Source organism: Actinoplanes teichomyceticus ATCC 31121, assembly GCF_003711105.1.
In the GTDB taxonomy this organism is placed as follows: Bacteria; Actinomycetota; Actinomycetes; order Mycobacteriales; family Micromonosporaceae; genus Actinoplanes; species Actinoplanes teichomyceticus.
Window position 1 is genome coordinate 269954 of sequence record NZ_CP023865.1, and the last position, 16407, is coordinate 286360.

General features: G+C 72.4%; 14 protein-coding genes and 1 pseudogene. 9 read left to right on the plus strand and 6 right to left on the minus strand.

All coding sequences use genetic code 11. The annotated features are described in order from the left end of the window. Positions 1-2: 2 nt before the first annotated feature. The 4 genes from nuoN to ACTEI_RS01230 all read left to right on the plus strand — a co-directional run bounded on the left by nuoN (position 3) and on the right by ACTEI_RS01230 (position 5092). Positions 3-1535 (plus strand): NADH-quinone oxidoreductase subunit NuoN, encoded by a 1533-nt coding sequence (gene nuoN / locus ACTEI_RS01210; protein WP_122975945.1) that lies wholly within the window; start codon positions 3-5, stop codon positions 1533-1535. 313 nt (positions 1536-1848) lie between these two features. After that, complete coding sequence (locus ACTEI_RS01215; RefSeq protein WP_187645971.1) at positions 1849-2808, plus strand: polyprenyl synthetase family protein; 960 nt, start codon at positions 1849-1851, stop codon at positions 2806-2808. A gap of 480 nt (positions 2809-3288) precedes the next feature. Beyond that, on the plus strand, positions 3289-4083 hold the full coding sequence (locus ACTEI_RS01220; RefSeq protein ID WP_122975946.1) for an IclR family transcriptional regulator: 795 nt from the start codon (positions 3289-3291) through the stop codon (positions 4081-4083). A gap of 310 nt (positions 4084-4393) precedes the next feature. After that, complete coding sequence (locus tag ACTEI_RS01230) at positions 4394-5092, plus strand: anti-sigma factor family protein (protein ID WP_239082527.1); 699 nt, start codon at positions 4394-4396, stop codon at positions 5090-5092. Between the two features lie 50 nt (positions 5093-5142). Here ACTEI_RS01230 and rarD read toward each other — a convergent pair whose 3' ends face one another. The 3 genes from rarD to ACTEI_RS01245 all read right to left on the minus strand — a co-directional run bounded on the left by rarD (position 5143) and on the right by ACTEI_RS01245 (position 8784). Then, on the minus strand, positions 5143-6063 hold the full coding sequence (rarD, locus tag ACTEI_RS01235) for an EamA family transporter RarD (protein WP_122975947.1): 921 nt from the start codon (positions 6061-6063) through the stop codon (positions 5143-5145). Positions 6064-6426: 363 nt separating this feature from the next. Further along, positions 6427-6804: a phage holin family protein gene (locus ACTEI_RS01240; RefSeq protein WP_122975948.1), complete on the minus strand. Its 378-nt coding sequence runs from the start codon at positions 6802-6804 to the stop codon at positions 6427-6429. A gap of 93 nt (positions 6805-6897) precedes the next feature. Further along, on the minus strand, positions 6898-8784 hold the full coding sequence (locus ACTEI_RS01245) for a hypothetical protein (protein ID WP_145830791.1): 1887 nt from the start codon (positions 8782-8784) through the stop codon (positions 6898-6900). A 604-nt stretch (positions 8785-9388) separates the two neighbouring features. On the opposite strand from ACTEI_RS01245, the gene ACTEI_RS01250 reads away from it, so the two are divergent. The 3 genes and pseudogenes from ACTEI_RS01250 to ACTEI_RS39520 all read left to right on the plus strand — a co-directional run. Next, positions 9389-9706: a WXG100 family type VII secretion target gene (locus tag ACTEI_RS01250; RefSeq protein WP_122975950.1), complete on the plus strand. Its 318-nt coding sequence runs from the start codon at positions 9389-9391 to the stop codon at positions 9704-9706. Positions 9707-9726: 20 nt separating this feature from the next. Beyond that, entirely contained in the window at positions 9727-10020 is a 294-nt protein-coding gene (locus ACTEI_RS01255) for a WXG100 family type VII secretion target (protein WP_122975951.1), read from the plus strand. A 318-nt stretch (positions 10021-10338) separates the two neighbouring features. Beyond that, positions 10339-10596, plus strand: a pseudogene (locus ACTEI_RS39520) (SseB family protein); the annotation flags it as partial. Positions 10597-11822: 1226 nt separating this feature from the next. Here the strand turns inward: ACTEI_RS39520 and ACTEI_RS01260 are convergent. After that, the gene (locus ACTEI_RS01260; protein WP_122975952.1) at positions 11823-12095 is read right to left on the minus strand and encodes a hypothetical protein; all 273 of its coding nucleotides are present in this window, start codon (positions 12093-12095) and stop codon (positions 11823-11825) included. Between the two features lie 955 nt (positions 12096-13050). Here ACTEI_RS01260 and ACTEI_RS01265 point away from each other — a divergent pair. Both ACTEI_RS01265 and ACTEI_RS01270 read left to right on the plus strand, forming a co-directional pair. Next, positions 13051-14226, plus strand: a complete 1176-nt coding sequence (locus tag ACTEI_RS01265; protein WP_239082528.1) for an SseB family protein — start codon at positions 13051-13053, stop codon at positions 14224-14226. Then, on the plus strand, positions 14223-14588 hold the full coding sequence (locus ACTEI_RS01270; protein ID WP_122975953.1) for a hypothetical protein: 366 nt from the start codon (positions 14223-14225) through the stop codon (positions 14586-14588). Before ACTEI_RS01265 ends, ACTEI_RS01270 begins: the two co-directional genes overlap by 4 nt. A gap of 251 nt (positions 14589-14839) precedes the next feature. Here the strand turns inward: ACTEI_RS01270 and ACTEI_RS01275 are convergent, their stop codons facing one another. Next, positions 14840-15754 (minus strand): alpha/beta fold hydrolase, encoded by a 915-nt coding sequence (locus ACTEI_RS01275; RefSeq protein WP_122975954.1) that lies wholly within the window; start codon positions 15752-15754, stop codon positions 14840-14842. A gap of 60 nt (positions 15755-15814) precedes the next feature. Beyond that, positions 15815-16318, minus strand: a complete 504-nt coding sequence (locus tag ACTEI_RS01280) for a hypothetical protein (RefSeq protein ID WP_239082529.1) — start codon at positions 16316-16318, stop codon at positions 15815-15817. Positions 16319-16407: the final 89 nt, after the last annotated feature.

Sequence of the window (16407 nt, forward strand, 5' to 3'; positions counted from 1 at the left end):
CCATGGGCGAGCTGAAACTGCCCCCGATCGACTACGGTGCGCTGGCGCCCATGTTGATCCTCTTCGGGGTCGCGTGCGTCGGGGTCCTGGTCGAGGTGCTCATCCCGCGCCGGTTCCGCAACCTGACCCAGCTGATACTCGCCCTGCTGGGCGTGGTGGCCGCGCTGGTCTTCCTGGTGATCAACCGGAACACCCGGATCGTCACGATCGGTGGCGCGGTCGCCGTGGACGGGCCGACCATCTTCCTGCAGGGCGCGATCCTGGTGCTCGGCGCGCTGTCGCTGTTCCTGATCGGGGAGCGGCAGGTGGAGGCGGGCGGCGCGTTCGTCCCCCAGGCGGCCGTCGTGGTCGGCTCGGACTCCGACACCCGGCAGACGCCCGGCCGGCCCGGGCTCACCGAGGTGTACCCGCTGGCCACCTTCGCGTTGGGCGGCATGCTGCTCTTCGTCGCCGCGAACGACCTGCTCACCATGTTCGTCGCGCTGGAGGTCTTCTCGCTGCCGCTGTATCTGCTGTGCGCGCTGGCGCGCCGTCGGCGGCTGCTGAGCCAGGAGGCCGCGCTGAAGTACTTCCTGCTCGGGTCGTACGCGTCGGCGTTCTTCCTGTTCGGCGTCGCGCTGCTGTACGGCTTCGCCGGCAGCGTCCAGTTCGACGCGATCCATCAGGCGGTGGCCAGTCCGCAGAACAGCCAGGTGCTGCTCTACGGCGGCCTCGGCCTGGTCTCGATCGGCCTGCTCTTCAAGAGCGCGCTCGCCCCGTTCCACGTCTGGACGCCGGACGTCTACCAGGGCGCGCCGACCCCGATCACCGCGTTCATGGCGGCCTGCACCAAGGTCGCCGCGTTCGGCGCGCTGCTGCGGGTGCTCTACGGCGCGTTCGAGGGGGCCCGCTGGGACTTCCAGCCGGTGCTCGGCACGGTGGCGGCGCTGACCATGCTGGTCGGCGCGATCCTCGCGGTCACCCAGACCGACATGAAGCGGCTGCTGGCCTACTCGTCGATCGCCAACGCCGGCTACCTGATGGTCGGTGTCCTGGCGCTCACCGAGGACGGCCTGAGCAGCACGATGTTCTACCTGGTGGCGTACGGGTTCTCGGTGGTCGCGGCGTTCGCCATCGTCAGCCTGGTGCGCGACTCCGACGGCGAGGCGACGCACCTGTCGCGGTGGGCCGGGATCGGCCGCAAGAGCCCGCTGCTCGCCGGGGTCTTCACGTTCATCCTGCTGGCCTTCGCCGGTATCCCGCTGACCAGTGGCTTCACCGCCAAGTTCGCGGTCTTCGGGGCGGCGGTCGACGGCGGGCAGACCTGGCTGGTCATCTTCGGCGTGGTCACCAGCATGTTGATCGCCTTCCCGTACCTGCGTGTGGTCGTGCTGATGTGGCTCTCCGAGCCGGGCGAGAGCACGCCGGCGGTGTCCATCCCGGGCTTCCTCACCTCGGCCGCCCTGGCGCTCGGGGTGATCGTCACGATCGCGCTCGGCGTGGTGCCCGCCCCGCTGATCGATCTGACCCGTGAGGCATCGCAGTTCGTCCGTTGAGTGCGCACCGATCGGTTCTCCCGCAGCGGCCCCGGCGTCTCGCCGGGGCCGCTGCGGCGTTGTGGCGGGCGGCCGGGGAAAGCGCCGCGGCGGGGCCGGCCGGCCCGATCGTGGGCACCTCGGCGTACGCCGGCATCCCGTGCCGTTCCGGCAACCGGCGCCGCGGTGCCGGTGGTACCCGAACTGTCGGTTTTTGGATCTTGTGGCCTGTACCCCTGGGACGGAAAGCGGTGAACGGGTATGGCATCGTGGGTGCGTGGTGAGCACCGGTGATCTGACGTTGTCGTCGCTGGGCCTCGACGTCGATCCCGCGATGGACGCGTCGGTGTCGGCGATGCTGGCCGCCGTGGAGGAAGCGCTGCGGCAGCACCTGGCGAGCGCCGACCCGCTGGTGACCGAGGCCGCCCGCCATCTCGCCGACGCCGGCGGCAAGCGGCTCCGGCCCATCCTGGTGGCGCTGAGCGCGCAGTTCGGCGACCCGAGGCGGCCCGAGCTGATCGACGCGGCGAACGTGGTCGAGCTGACCCACCTCGCGACGCTGTACCACGACGACGTCATGGACGAGGCGCCGGTCCGGCGCGGCACCCCGAGCGCGAACGCCCGCTGGGGCAACTCGGTGGCGATCCTCGTCGGCGACTACCTCTTCGCCCAGGCCGCCGAACTGGCCGCCAAGCTCGGCACCGAGGCGGTGCACCTGCAGGCGCAGACCTTCTCCCGCCTGGTCCACGGGCAGATCGCCGAGACCGCCGGTCCGCGCGGCACCGACCCGATCGATCACTACCTGCAGGTCATCGCGGACAAGACCGGCTCGCTGATCGCCACCGCGGCACGGTTCGGCGGCATGTTCTCCGGCGCCCGGCCCGAGGTGATCGAGGCGCTCGCCGGGTACGGCGAGATGCTCGGCCTGGTGTTCCAGCTCTCCGACGACCTGCTGGACATCGCCTCCGAGTCGATCCAGTCGGGCAAGACGCCCGGCACCGACCTGCGCGAGGGCGTGCCCACCCTGCCGGTGCTCTACGCGCTGGCCGCCGACGACACGGACGCCGCCGCGGTGCGGCTGCGGGAGCTGCTCTCCGCCGGGCCGATCACCGACGACGCGCTGCACGCCGAAGCGCTCACGCTGCTGCGCGAGTCGGCGGCGATGAAGCGGGCGCGGGAGACGGTGCGGGGCTACGCCGAGGAGGCCCGGGCGCGGCTGGCGCCGCTGCCCGACGGCGAGCCGAAGCGCGCGATGGAAGCGCTCTGCGACTACATCGCCGACCGTACGAATTAGGCGCCGCCGCAGGCGTGCCGGCGCGGCAGCCGGCTGCCCGGGTGTCCCTCGTATGACCGGTGGCGCCGGCCGCCAGATTCGCCGTCACGCTCCACAGTGACCGCGGCGGTGAGCGGTGTCGCCGTGGGCGAGCGGATGCCGGCCCGGGCGGGCCGGGCCGTGACCCCGGTGGAAATGCGGCTTCGCGCCGATCTGTGCGGCCCATCCACCGGTCCGGAAGACCGGTGTCGAAACAGAAAAACAGCGGCGGTCCGGGCTCGACCGGGGTCGCGTGGCATTTCGCCTGGTCGGTCCGGTTTGGTGGAGCTGTTGTGGGGTCCGCGGCATCGGCCGCAGAGTAAGCCAATTCGGACACGCCCGGACACGGGCCGTCCTATTGATCACACCCGCTGTGCAAATCGATCGTGATCCACATGGTTTTGGCATTCCGTCTCCGGATGATTCTTCATATGGTGTAAGTCCCTGGCCTCGGAGGTAGCTGTGCGTGACCCCCTAGCGGAGCCGTCAGATCTCATCCGGAGCGTGTCGCGTGCCCTGCGCGTCCTGGAGTCGGTCGGGCGGGCGCCACGCGGGCTCACCGTGAAACAGATCGCCCGGCGCTGCGAGCTGACCGTCGCGACCACCTATCACCTCGTGCGTACCCTGGCCTACGAGGGTTACGTGATCCGGCGTGAGGACGGCACCTACATCGTCGGTCTGGAGATCGCCGACCGGTACCGCGAACTCGTCTCGGCGTTCCGCGGCCCGCCCGCCGTCGGTGAGGCGCTGCGCCGCGCCGCGCTCGACACCGGGTACAGCCACTACCTGGGCCGGTTCGTCGGCGGCCGGATCGCGGTCACCGCCTCCGCCGAGGGCGCCCGTTCGCCGTTCCTGGATGACGTCGCGCCCGGCTTCGACGAGGGCGGGCACGCCACCGCGCTCGGCAAGGCGCTGCTCGCCACGCTCACCCCGGACCAGCGGTCGCGGTACCTGCGCGACTACGGGATGCGTGCGTTCACCCCGTCCACGCTGACCACCCCGGAGGCGCTGGAGACCGATCTGGCCGCCGGTGAGCGGCGCGGCATGCAGATCGAGATGGGACAGTTCCGGCAGGGGCTGGCCTCGGCCGCGGTGGTGGTGGTGGCCGACCGCGACATGGAACGGCGGCTGGTGCTGGCCTGCTCGATGCCGGCCGCCGAGATGCTCACCTCGGCGCGGGTGGTGCGAGCCAAGCTGACCGCCGCCGCGCGGAACGTGGCCGAGGCGCTGTCCGGTGGCGAGTCCGCCACCGCCTGACCCTCTCCGATCGTAGTTCCGCCGGCCGGCGGGAGGATCACGGTTCCGCCGCCCCGGTGGGGGTTGCGTCTTTCCGCCGCCCGGTGGGGGTTGCGTTTTTCGGCCGCCCGGTGGGGGTTGCGTTTTTCGGCCGCCCGGTGGCGGTAGCGTTTTTCCGCCGCCCGGTGGCGGTAGCGTTTTCCGCTGCTCGGGAACGGTGTCGTCGTTCCGCTGCTCGGGGACGGTGTGAGTCACCGGATCGCTACAGCTTGAGGTGCGGCTTTAAGAGATATTTGAACCTCCGGGCCGGTTGCCGCGTACCAGAGTGCGGATGACGGAGAGCCGGCTGGAGGCGGAACAGATGCGCTGCGAGGACGGGCACGACGACGCCGCGTACGTCCTCGGCGCGCTGTCGCCGGCGGAACGGGCGGCCTACGAGCAGCACCTTTCGACGTGCTCGTTCTGTCGGGAAGCGGTGGCCGACCTGTCCAGGGTGCCGGACATGCTGGACCGGCTCGACGCGGAGGAATTCGCGAAGCTGCTGGACCCGACGCTGTCGGCCGCGCCGCCGGCACGTTCCCACCGCCCGGCCGCACCGCCGGTCCGAGCCTTCCCGGTACGACTCCTGAGCACCGTCGCGGCGGTGCTGCTCATCGTGGTGCTCGGCGGCGGAGTCACGCTCTGGCTGCTGAACCGGCCGGCGCCGGGCAGCGCGGCGGCCGGGCCGGCGGTGGCGATGAGCGCGGTGGACCCCCAGTCACCGGTCTCGGCGACGATCCGGGTCACCGGCACGGCGGGCGGGACCAAGGTGGAGATGCTCTGCCGGTACGCGGAGTCGGCGAAGCCGTACACGTTCCGGCTGATCGCTTACGGACCCGACGACCAGAGTGAACAGCTCGGCTCGTGGACGCCGAAGCCGGGTGCGGAATTCCCGATGCAGGGGGTGACGCACTTCCCGGCGGAAGGCTTGGACCGGTTGGATCTGGTGCGCTTCGACGGCAAGGTGATGCTGACCTACAAGCCCCGGTGATCCCGGCGCGGCGGCCGGGATCACCGGGGTACCGGTGCGTCTATCAGCTGTCAGACCGAGGCGGTGGCTTTCTCGCTCTCGGCGCGCTGGCGGGCGCCGGTGCGGGCGCTGCGGATCCCGTCCGTGGTGAAGATGGTCAGGGCGATCCAGACCAGCCCGAAACCGGCCAGCCGGGCGGCCGGCATCGGCTCGTGGTAGATCAGGATGCCGCAGGCCAGCTGCAGGATCGGCGCGACGTACTGCAGGATGCCGAGACCGACCAGCGGCACCCGGTTCGCCGCGGCGGCGAAGAGCAGCAACGGTACGGCGGTGGCCACGCCGGAGAACAGCATCAGCGCCGTGTGCCACATCGAGACGTGTCCGAACTCCGCGCCGCCGGTCAGGTTGAGCCAGGTCAGGTAGCCGAACGCGGGCAGCGCCAGCACCGCCGACTCGACGAACAGCCCCTCGGCCGGCGGGAGCGACATCCGCTTCTTGATCAGGCTGTACGAGCCGAACGAGGCGGCCAGCACGAGCGCGATGTACGGCAGCCGGCCGTAGTCGAGGGTGAGGATGGCCACCGCTAGCCCGCCGATGCCGACCGCGGTCCACTGCCAGGCGCGTAGCCGTTCGCGCTGCACGGTCACCCCGAGCAGGACCACCACCAGCGGGGTGATGAAGTAGCCCAGCGCCGTCTCCACGACCCGGGACGAGTTGACCCCGTAGATGTAGGTCGCCCAGTTCACGCCGATCAGCAGCGCCGCCGCGGAGACGCCGCCGACCAGTCGTGGCGTGCGCAGCAGGCGGCCCAGGAACCGCCAGTTGCGCAGCGCGGAGAGCAGCAGCGCGACGAAGGCGACCGACCAGATCACCCGGTGCGCCAGGATCTCCAGCGGGGACGAGGGGCGGAGCAGCTTGAAATAGATCGGGAAGAACCCCCAGATCACGTACGCCGTGAGGCCGTACAGATATCCGCGCCGCTCATTGCTCATGCCTTCACCGTAGGGTCGGCCTCCGCCCGCGGCCTGTCGCCTATGTTTCACCTCACGAGGCCAATCGCCCCGAGCTGGCCTGCTCCGCGGTGCGCGGACCGGGTGGCCGTGGCGGCTCGGGCCGGGCCGGCCCCGGTGTGTGGATCGTTTCGGTAGCCGTGGGGCCCGGGTGTGTGCCTCAGTCGGGAACCGTGGCGGCCCGGACCCGTGCCGGCGGTGTGTGCCTCAGTCGGAACCGTGGCGGCCCGGACCCGCGTCGGCGGTGCGTGCCTCAGTCGTAACCGTGGCGGCCCGGACCCGCGTCGGCGGTGCGTGCCTCAGTCGGAACCGTGGCGGCCCGGACCCGTGCCGGCGGTGCGTGCCTCAGTCGTCGCCGTCCGGGACGAGCATGTTGAGCACCCAGCTGACGATGCCGACGAGTAGCGCGCCGAGGACCGCGGACAGGAAGCCGTCGACGTGGAAGCCGAGCTCCAGCTCGCCGGCGATCCAGCTGGTCAGCAGGAAGAGCAGGCCGTTCACGATCAGCGCCATCAGGCCGAGGGTGAGGATGTAGAGCCCGCAGCCAACCGTCTTGATGATCGGCCGCAGAACCGCGTTCACCAGACCGAAGATCGCCGCGACCGCCAGCAACGTGCCGGCCTTACCGGCCGAGGTGTCCGCGGAAAGCTCGATCCCGTCGATGACCAGGGTCGTGATCCACAGTGAGATGGCCGTGATGACGAGCCGGATGATGATGCCCATGGCCCGGGATCGTGCCACGGCTGTGCCAGTGCTGGATACAACACTCCGCGATCTTCATCCCCCCGCCCCCGAAAGAAGCCGACATATCGAGACCTATGGCTCATCTGTCGACCGGTCCGGATCGCCTACCAGTACCTTCTCGACAGGAGTGGGGGAGAGCATCGCCCATCGGACGGCCTGCCGATTGATCACGCCGACCATGCCCGGGCGCATCCGCGTGAGGAGTTGCGCGGTGTCGCCCAGAGCGAGCGCGGTGCCGATCAGAGCGGCTTCGGCCGACCGCAGCGCTTGCAGCAGGAGCAGGTCCGCACCGATCGCGGCGCCGACGTCAGCCGCGCCGAAGGCCTCCCGAACGGTCAGAGTGGCTGTCCACGGCCCCGCGTCTGCGGTGGCCTCGGTCCAGGCGTTCGTCGGGGGTTCGGTCCTCGCGTCTGCCGTGGCTCCGGTCCACGCGCCTGCCGTGGCCTGGGTCCTCGCGTCTGCCGTGGCTTCGGCCCGCGCCTCGGCCGTGGCTCCGGTCCACGCGCCTGCCCTGGCTCCGGTCCGCGCCTCGGCTGTGGCTTCGGCCCACGCGTCGGCTGCGGCCGGATGGGGGAATCCGCCGCTGTCCGGTTGCGTGGGCCATCCGGCTGCGATGTCCGACGCGTTGATTGTCGCGGCATTGATGCTTGTCACGCCGGGCGCGGGATGGGCGCCCGCGCGCGGGTGAGCCGCGTTGGATGGGGGTGTGGCGCCGTCGCACGTTGCCGGACGTAGTGGGACGTCGAGGACGACCAGCAGCGGGCGCACGGGTGAACTGGGTGGAAGGTCGGCCGGGCGGTCAGGCGGCACGATGCCGATCGTGCTCCCGGGCGTGGCCGTGCCGCGGACGAACGGCTCCCACGCGTGCGGCCGGTCGGTCCGCACCAGCACCCGTGCGCCGACCGCCATCGCCCGGAATACCACCAGCTGCGCACATCGCATCCCGCCGATCATCAGTGCCCGGGTGTGCTCCGGTCGGAACAGCCGAATCAGCACCGGATGGCCGTACCGGTTGCGACCCACCGTCAACCCGGCCCAGGCGGTCGGTAACACCAGCCTGCCGAAGCCGGCGTCCGGTCCGGTTCGTTCGCGGTCTGGTACCTGACCTGGCTGCCGGGGTTTCCCGGCGCGGGGTTGTCGTTGCCGGCGGGGTTCGGGCTCGCCGCCGAGCTCGCCATGGGGTGAATGGTTCGTCACGCCGAGCGGGAGGGTCGCCGCGAGGCCGGGCCCATGCTCGCCGTCTCGTCTCCGGAGCCGGACGTGCTCTCCGGCGGCTAGCTGCCGCAGAGCCCCGGCCGCGGCATTGAGCGTGGCCGGCTCCGCGGCGGCCAGCCGCACGGCCACACTGATCAACGGCGGCTCGTCGGACCCGGACTCCGGAAGATCGGCCGTCAACGTCACGGTGGTCGCCGCGGCCGGAAGGTGGAGCAGCCGGGTGAGCAACGCGGCCGACGGCCCCGCCACGGCCCGGGGCTGCCCGTGGAAAGTGACCTGGGCCAGGCCGCCGACCCGTAACACCGTCCAGTCCTCGTGAATCTCGGCGGTGGGATCGGCGTACGCAAGATCGGCAAGCGTGCCGGCCGTCCCGGCCGCGTCGACCGGTTGTGCCGGCAGGCGTTTGGCCAGCCTGCGCACCTGGCCCGTCAGGGTCCGGTGCAGCTCACCGTCGGACCACCCCTCCGCCCGCAGCACCCGGACCGCCAGCATCGCCCGGGCGTGACCGAGCGCCCGGCCCTCGGTCAGCATCCGGTAGGAGCCGGCCACCGGGCCGCTTCCGAGCGTGCCGGCCGGTGCCGGCACCCCGGTCAGCAGCAGCTGGACCCGACCCGGTGGTCGTGCACGGCCGTCGTCGGACAACAGCTCCCACGGCGCGGGTAGTTCGGTGCGGGCCTCGGCCAGCAGGGCGGCCGGATCGCCGAGCTCGAGAAGCATGGTGAGGCCGGAGTCGTCGGCAAGCACCGCGGCCGGTCCGCCGGGTAGATCGGTGGAGGACAGCCGGGTGCCCTGGGTGGCGACCTGGAGAACCGTGGCGGCGGTCCGGCGCCGGGCGATGAATCGCAGGCCGATGGCAAGCCACTCGTACGCCCAGCGCTCGCGGACCCGCAGCCAGGTTGCCAGGAGCAGGGCTATCGCGCCGGCGGCGGCGACGAGCAGGATCGGGCCGCCCACGGCGGCGGAGATCAGCACCGGGACCGCGGCCGCCTGCGTGGCGACCACCTGATGGAGGCGTACGCCATGGGGGCGGGCCCGCCATCGCGGTGCCGCTGCATCCGTCGCCACGCGAGCCTCCTCGATCGCTCCGGACATCGATCGTCATGCGCGGCTCATGGTAGGGCGAAATTCGATTCGGCCGTGTCGGTTGTCCACAGGGGAAGTTATCCACAAGCCGGGAATCGGGGGTTTCGCCGATGTCCCGTCATCCCCTAGCGTCGAGGCCCGGAGCGTGACCGGGCGGTCACTCAGCGAATGATCATCCCGCCGTGCGCCGGTTAGTGCGATGACACCGGTCGATGCAATGCCGTTTGCAATCGACGTCCACGTCGGAAATGGGGGTGACCTAGGAATGGCGCTGACGCAGGCCGAGTCCGCGGTGATGGCGAGTACCGCCGCGAGATTCGATCAGGTCAACAGTGGGCTGCAGTCGATGCTCAGCACGTTGATGTCCGAGCTGTCGGTGCTCGGCGGCGCCTGGAGAGGGCTGGGCGCCACCGCCTTCGAGCAGGTCAAGACGCAGTATGCGGCCGATCTGCAGAGCCTCAACCGCGCGCTGGCGGAGACCGCCCAGGCGATCCGGGCGTCCGGCGCCGGGTACCACGCCACCGATACCGACGCCGCCAGCCGTGTCGCCCGTACCGGTGGCACCTTCACGCTGCCGCTCTGACTTCTCCCGGAGGATTTCTCGTGAACGACGGAGTTCTGCTCGTCAACTTCGGTGCCCTGCAGCAGGCCGGCGCCGACATCGACAAGGCGCTGCGCACCCTGCGATCCCAGCTCGACCAGCTCGAGCGGGACGCCGCGCCGCTGGTGGCCACCTGGGCGGGTGACGCCCAGGAGGCGTACGCGCAGCGCCAGGCCAGGTGGCGGGCCGCCTCGACCGATCTGGAGAGCATTCTCCGTCAGATCAGGGTCGCGGTCAGCGAGTCGGCGGCCGACTACGTGGCCACCGAGCGGGCGGCGACCCAGCGGTTCCAATGACGCGAGGGGGTACCCGTTCGGGTGTTCTGCCGGCCCGATTCGGGAGGGTTCAGGTCGCCCGTTCGCGTACTGGTCCAGGCGGTTGACGCGGCTACCATCGGTTGTTGGATCATTGCGCCGGGCGATCGGGGTGCGCGTGCCAGTTCGGCGCGGGCGGCCACCGAGCGCGGCCGGACACAACTCGGCCATCAGCGCACTGCCGCCCATTGTCATTGCGGTCTGGCCTTGTAGGTTATACGCGTTGCGTTGGCTCAGTCGCACGCGTGGGGAGAGGTGGACGTGTCCGAGTGGGAACCGGCTACGGACGCCGAGGTCGCGATGCGCGATGCGCTGCGCACCGACGATCAGGAGTCCTATTTCCGCATTCTCGCCGGGGTCGATCTCCTGCTACCGGTGTCGGCCGACGCGCTGGCCGGTCTGGCCCCGCTCGGCTGGGGCACCTGGAGCACCGGCGGGCGCACCCATGTGCTGGCGTTCACCTCCCAGGAGGCGCTGCACGCATGCCTCTCCGACTACACCGGGTCGTCACGCCGGGTTCCGTACACGGAACTGGCCAACACGTGGCCCAACCTTGAGTGGTGGCTGGCGGTCAACCCCGGCCTGCCGATCGAGGGCTACCTGCCGGCCTGGTTCGTCGCCCAGCTCGCGCGGGGCGATCTGCGGCTCCCCACCCGGGGGCCGGGCCGTGACGTGCACGGCACCTCCAAGATCCAGGAGCTGGGTGCGGCCGCGCTGGCGGCCAGCCGGGCCGGGGACGGTCCCGGCGGGCCCACCTATGACGCTCCAGCAGCCGCAGCGGCGGGATACCCGGTCCAGCCGGCCGGGAGCCCCGGCCTGCCCCCGCCGGGCGGATCCGCCGGTGCGACCGGCGTGCCGCAGCCCGGCCCGGGTCAGCCTGCCCGGCCCGCGATGACTCCGGCGGGCCTGCCGCAGCGCGGCGCGCCGCAGCCCGGTGCACAACCCGTTCCAGCGGTTGCCGCGCAGTCCGGTCCCGGCGGTATGCCCGCTCCGGGCCAGGCGAGCCTCGGCAGCGATGCCGGCTCCGCGCGCTCCGGTGCGGGCGGCGCGTTCGGCGGGTCCCAGGCCGGTCCCGGTGGAGCGTCCGGTTCCGCCGCGTTCGGTCCGGGTGGAGTGTCCGGTTCCGCCCCGTTCGGTCCGAGTGCCACGCCTGGTGCGTCTCAGTTCGGTCCGGGCGCTGCCGCACAGGGACCGTCCGGGCAGCCTGGCGACCTCCCGGTCCGCAGCCCCGGTGCGGGCGTGCCCGCCCGCTCGGCCACGCCGTCCGGTCTGCCGATGCGGACCGCGACCGCGTCGCCGGCTCAGCCCCCCGCAGCCGGGGACATGACCCGGGCGGAGCAGGTTCCGGCGGCGTATCCGGCATCCGGCTCCGGGCGGGACCTCCCGGGCTCACCCGCCGCTCCGGCGGCGTCCTCGGGACTGCCCACTCGTAGCTTGTCGGGCAGCGCCATGGCGACGCCCGGCTGGCATTCGGACTCGCTGCCCTTCGGACCGGAGAACGACCCGCGCGGGCCGCTGCAGGACCTGAATGCGCCGCTTCCGGTGCGCACCCCGATGGCGAACACGCCCCCGGTCCCCGAGCACGTCCGGCCGTATGACCCGGCCGAGGCGCTGGTCGATCCGGGGTGGGCGGCGCTCGGTGGCCGTCCCTCCAGCGCGGGCAGCGGCGGAGCGCCCGGAATGCCAGCAGCCGCGGGTGCCGATGCCGCTGGTGGCGCGAACACCGGCACGACGCCGCCGACCAGCCCCACGCTCGCTCGTGGCGGATCCGACCTGCCGCGCCGTCAGCCCGGGCAGACTGCCGGACCCAGCCAGACCACGTCCTTCTCCGGGTTCGCCAACGCCCGGACCAATCCAGCTCCGGCGGCCGCGCCGCGCTTCCCGCAGGGGCCGGCTTCGCCGCAGGCGGTGGCTGCGCAGCCCGCGCCGGCCTCGGGCGCGCCGGCTCCCGGCACGGCGAGCTCGTCGGGCGGCCCGGGCAGTCCGCTGCCCCGCCGCCAGGTGACCCCGCCGTCCGAGCGCCCGCCGTCGATGGCGGCCGCGGCGCAGGCGCTCACCGGTGGGCGTACGCCCGCTCCGGATCCCGGCCTCCCGCAGCGGGATGTTCCGCCAGCAGCGGACCGTTTCGGCCCGTCCGGTCCGGCTCCGTCGCTGCCTCGCTCCGACGGTGCGGCCGGCGGCGATCGGCCCGCGCCGAGCTCCCGGCCAGGGCTGCTCCCCCCGGTGATCCCCGGCGCTCCCGGTGCTGATCGCGGTGCGGGCGGTGCCATGGGGAGCGGTGCCATGGGCCATGCAGGTGGGGGTGCCGCGACCGGTGCGCCCGCGCCGGGCTACGGTCCCGGCACCACGGCGCCCGGCTACGGTGCGGCCGCGGCGGCCTTCAGTGCCGCGACGTCCGGTCTCGGCCCGGCCGCGAGCGGTTCTCCCACCGCGCCCGCCTACGGCTCGCCGGTTTCCGGTGCTGCCGCGCCGGGTCATCCGGTCTCCGGGGCTGCCGCGCCCGCTCACCCGGTGTCTGGCGCCGCTGCCCCTGGCCATCCGGTCTCCGGGGCGGCTGCCCCTGGCCATCCGGTGTCCGGGGCGGCTGCCCCCGGCCATCCGGTATCCGGGGCGGCTGCCCCTGGCCATCCGGTGTCCGGGGCGGCTGCCCCCGGCCATCCGGTGTCCGGGGCGGCTACGCCTGGCCATCCGGTCTCCGGGGCTGCGGGCTTCCCTGTCTCCGGACCCGCCAACCCGGCCGGAACCGCGCCCGCCGCTCCGGGCAGCCCGTCGTCGGCCTATCCGCCCCCGGGCGCCCCGTCGTCGGCCTATCCCGTCCCGGGCGACCCTGCCCCGGGCAGTCCGACGTTCGGCGCTCCGACGTCCGGCGGTCCGACGGCGCATACGGCTGGGTCGAGCGCGGCCTACGGTGCGACGACTCCGGGTGCTGCGTCCGGGTACGGCACGGCCGGCGCGGGCTATGGACCGGCGGGGGCGTACGCGCCCACGGCGCCGGGCTACAGCGTTCCGGCGGTGCCCGCGCCCGGGCCGGCGTTCGGCATGCCGCCGCAGGGCAGCCCCGCGTCGGCGTACGCGAATCAGGCCTTGGCCACCCAGATCATCCAGCTTCCGGCCGGGTCGGTCCCGGCGAGCGCCGCGTCGGCATCCGGGAGTTCCGGCCTGGGGGTCGCCGGCTCGGCGACCGGCGGCGGCTCCGGCCCGGGGCAGCGCGGCCGTGCCCACGAGGAATTCGTCCCGGCCAATGACACCGAGCGGGAGCTGCGGGAGGCCGCGGACGCCGGCAACACCGACATCTTCCTCTCCACGCTGCTGCTGGCGAACGTGCTGGTGCCGGTGGCCCACCACTCCCGGCCGGGCAGTGCGCCCGGGGAGTCCGGCTTCGCGTTCCAGCCGGAGGAGGTTGGGGGCGAGAAGTTCCTGATCGTGTTCACCAGCAAGGACCGGCTCTCCGAGCACTTCGGTGAGCCGACCCGCACGGTCGGCGTCCGCTTCTACGAGCTGATCCGCAACTGGCCGGACCCGGACTGGTCGTTCGCCGTCAACCCGGGCACCCCGGTCGGCGCGAAGTACCCGGGTGCCCAGATCATCGCGCTGGCCAACTGGGCCACCGAGGCCGGGCTCGGCGCCGACCCGATCGACGGGCCGTCCGCGGAGGAGACCGCCGAGCCGGTGCCGGCTCCGGAGCCGGCCAGCGACGAGACGCAGCACGCCACCGTCATGCAGAAGACGATCGCCGCCGAGCAGGTCGACTACTACCTGGAGCGCGGGTACGACCGAGTGGCCGGGTTCGTGCACCGGGCGTCCGAGGTCGAGCATCTGCGGACACCGGCTGAGCTGTTCAGCGCGCTCGGGCTGTACTACGACTCGTCGCCGTTCCAGCCGGACGCCAAGGAGGCGTTCGTGCTGCGCTGGCCCGCGTTCCGGCCCAGCCTGTACCGCATTCCCTACGGCGGGCAGAACGAGCAGGCGCTGCGCGCGATGGACGGCTGGGTGATCGAGCGGCCGCCGTTCCGGGGCAACGGGTTCGCCCCGGGCGAGGGCCGCGACGTCATCGCCGAGTTCAAGGTGGACAGCGTGCGGCTGCCGCACGGCGCGCAGCTGTGGCGCATCGACGCGGACGGCAACGAACGCATGTTGGCGATCTTCGACGCGGACGGGCCGCTCTGGCGCCGGGTGGGTGAGCAGTGATGCGCGACGGTTACGTGGTGACCTGGCAGGGCCGGGAGTACGACGCGGTGCCGGACCGGGACAAGGTGCGGATCTACTCGGCACAGCCGGCGGAGGGCTTCACCGAGGTCAAGCCGGGGCGTTACGTACGGGTGCTGGAGCCGGACGAGTACGACGAGATCATGTACGTCCGGACGATGTGCACCTGGCGAGGCGAACCGTTCATCGTGCTCGCCGAGGCGGACACCTGGCTGCGGCTGGAGTACACCGGCGGCCGCGCCCCGGTGGCCCGCGAGCTCGGGCTGGAGGAGTTCGACTACGGCGTCTACCAGGGCTGGGCGCCGGCCAACGAGGTCCACGACCGCTACGAGCACCGCGTCTGACCGGCCGATCGAGCACCGACCGGCCGCGACGGTAAGCGCAGGATCCCCCGGTCGCCCCGGCCCGCGGGCCAGGCCGCGGTCTTCAATCAGTGCAGGATGCACCGGTGGTCCGCGGCCCGGGGTCTTCATTCGGCGCAGGATGCTCCGGTGATCCCCGATCCGGGGTCCTCAGCCAGCGCAGGATCCCCCGGTGGGCCACGGCCCGGGGTCTTCAGTCGGCGCAGGATGCCCCGGTGATCCCCGATCCGGGGTCAGGCCGGGGTTTTCAGCCAGCGCAGGATCTCCCCGGTGACCACGTCCGGCGCCTCCTGGTGCAGGAAGTGGCCGGCGCCGGGGATCAGACGCCACTCGTACGGGGCGGTGACGTACCGCCCGGAGCCCTGCGCCGTACGCGGCAGGATCGCGGTGTCCAGGGCGCCGTGCAACTGCAGGGTGGGCATGCCGAGCGGCTGCTGCATCAGCTTGACGAACCGGTAGCCCTGCAGCCGGAGAGCGCTGCGCGCCACCCAGCGGTACGCCTCCAGCGCGCAGAACGACGCCTGCGGGATCTGCATCGCCTGCCGGCACCGGTACGAATAGTCTGCGAACTCCGGCGTGGCCGCCCACTGCGGGCTGCTCCAGTGCGCCATCAGCTCGCCGATGAGCGCCGCGTCGTCCCGGGTGAGCACGTGCTCGTAGCGCGGCACCTGGAAGCGCAGGATGGTCGCGGACGCCGCGAACTGCCCGCGCGGGTCGGCGAAGAGCGCGGCCCGTAGCCGCAGCGGGTGCGCCGCGCCGAGCACCACCAGGCGATTGATCAGTTTGGGGTGGAACGCGGCGGCCGCCCAGCCGATCATCCCGCCGGCCCCGGTCCCGACGATCGTGGCGGAACGCTCGCCGAGCGCCCGGATCAGGCCGGTCACGTCGGCGGCCATGGTGTAGCCGTCGTACCCCCGCGGGGGTTTGTCGCTGGCGCCGTAACCCCGCAGGTCGATGGCGGCGGCGCGGTAGCCGGCGTCGGCGACACGGGTCATGATGTCGTGCCAGGCCCACCAGAACTCGGGGAACCCGTGGAGGAAGAGGACGAGCGGGCCGGTGCCCGCCTCCACCACGTGGAAGCGGCTGCCGTTGGCGCCGACGAAACGGTGGGTCCACGGCCCCTCTTCCAACACCACCGACTCGTCCATGCGGCCAGCCTATGCTCCGGTGTCACGGACGGCGTCAGGCACTCGTGATCCCGGCCGGGATCATCCGATCGGTTGCGCCTCGGTCATCGCCATCAGCCGGCCCGGCCCGCAGTAGATCTTCAACAGGGTGGTCTCCACCTTCACCTTGACCCGGTCCCCGGCGGTCAGCTTGATGCCCTCGGTGGAGTAGAGGGCGTACCGGGTGCCGTCGTCGGCCGTGAGCCCGTAGCAGGGACCACTGCCACCGCGGGTGACCATGCCGGCCACCCAGCCGTTGTCGGGCAGGTTGTCGGTGGGCTCACGGGGTGGCTTGGCCGGATTCGTGAGGGTGGGCAGTGGCGCCGGGCTGGACGACTCGGGCCGCTGCGAGGCCGCGGTGGCGGCGGACGACGGGCCGGTGGCGGCGGACGACGGGCCGGTGGCGGCCGGCGAGCCGGTCGTGGAGGTCACCGGAGCCGGGGCCGAGGGGGCCGGGGACGGGGCGCCGGAGGAGGCTCCGCATCCGGCGGCGAGGGTGCCTGCGGCCATGGCGATGCCGACCCGGAACGTGTGGTGACTGCGCATCAGATCATCCTTCCCGCGCGGAGCGTCGACGGTGGGACGAATCGCGGCGCGTGACGGTTCCCGTTTCTCCGGGACGGAAAAGGGGCAGC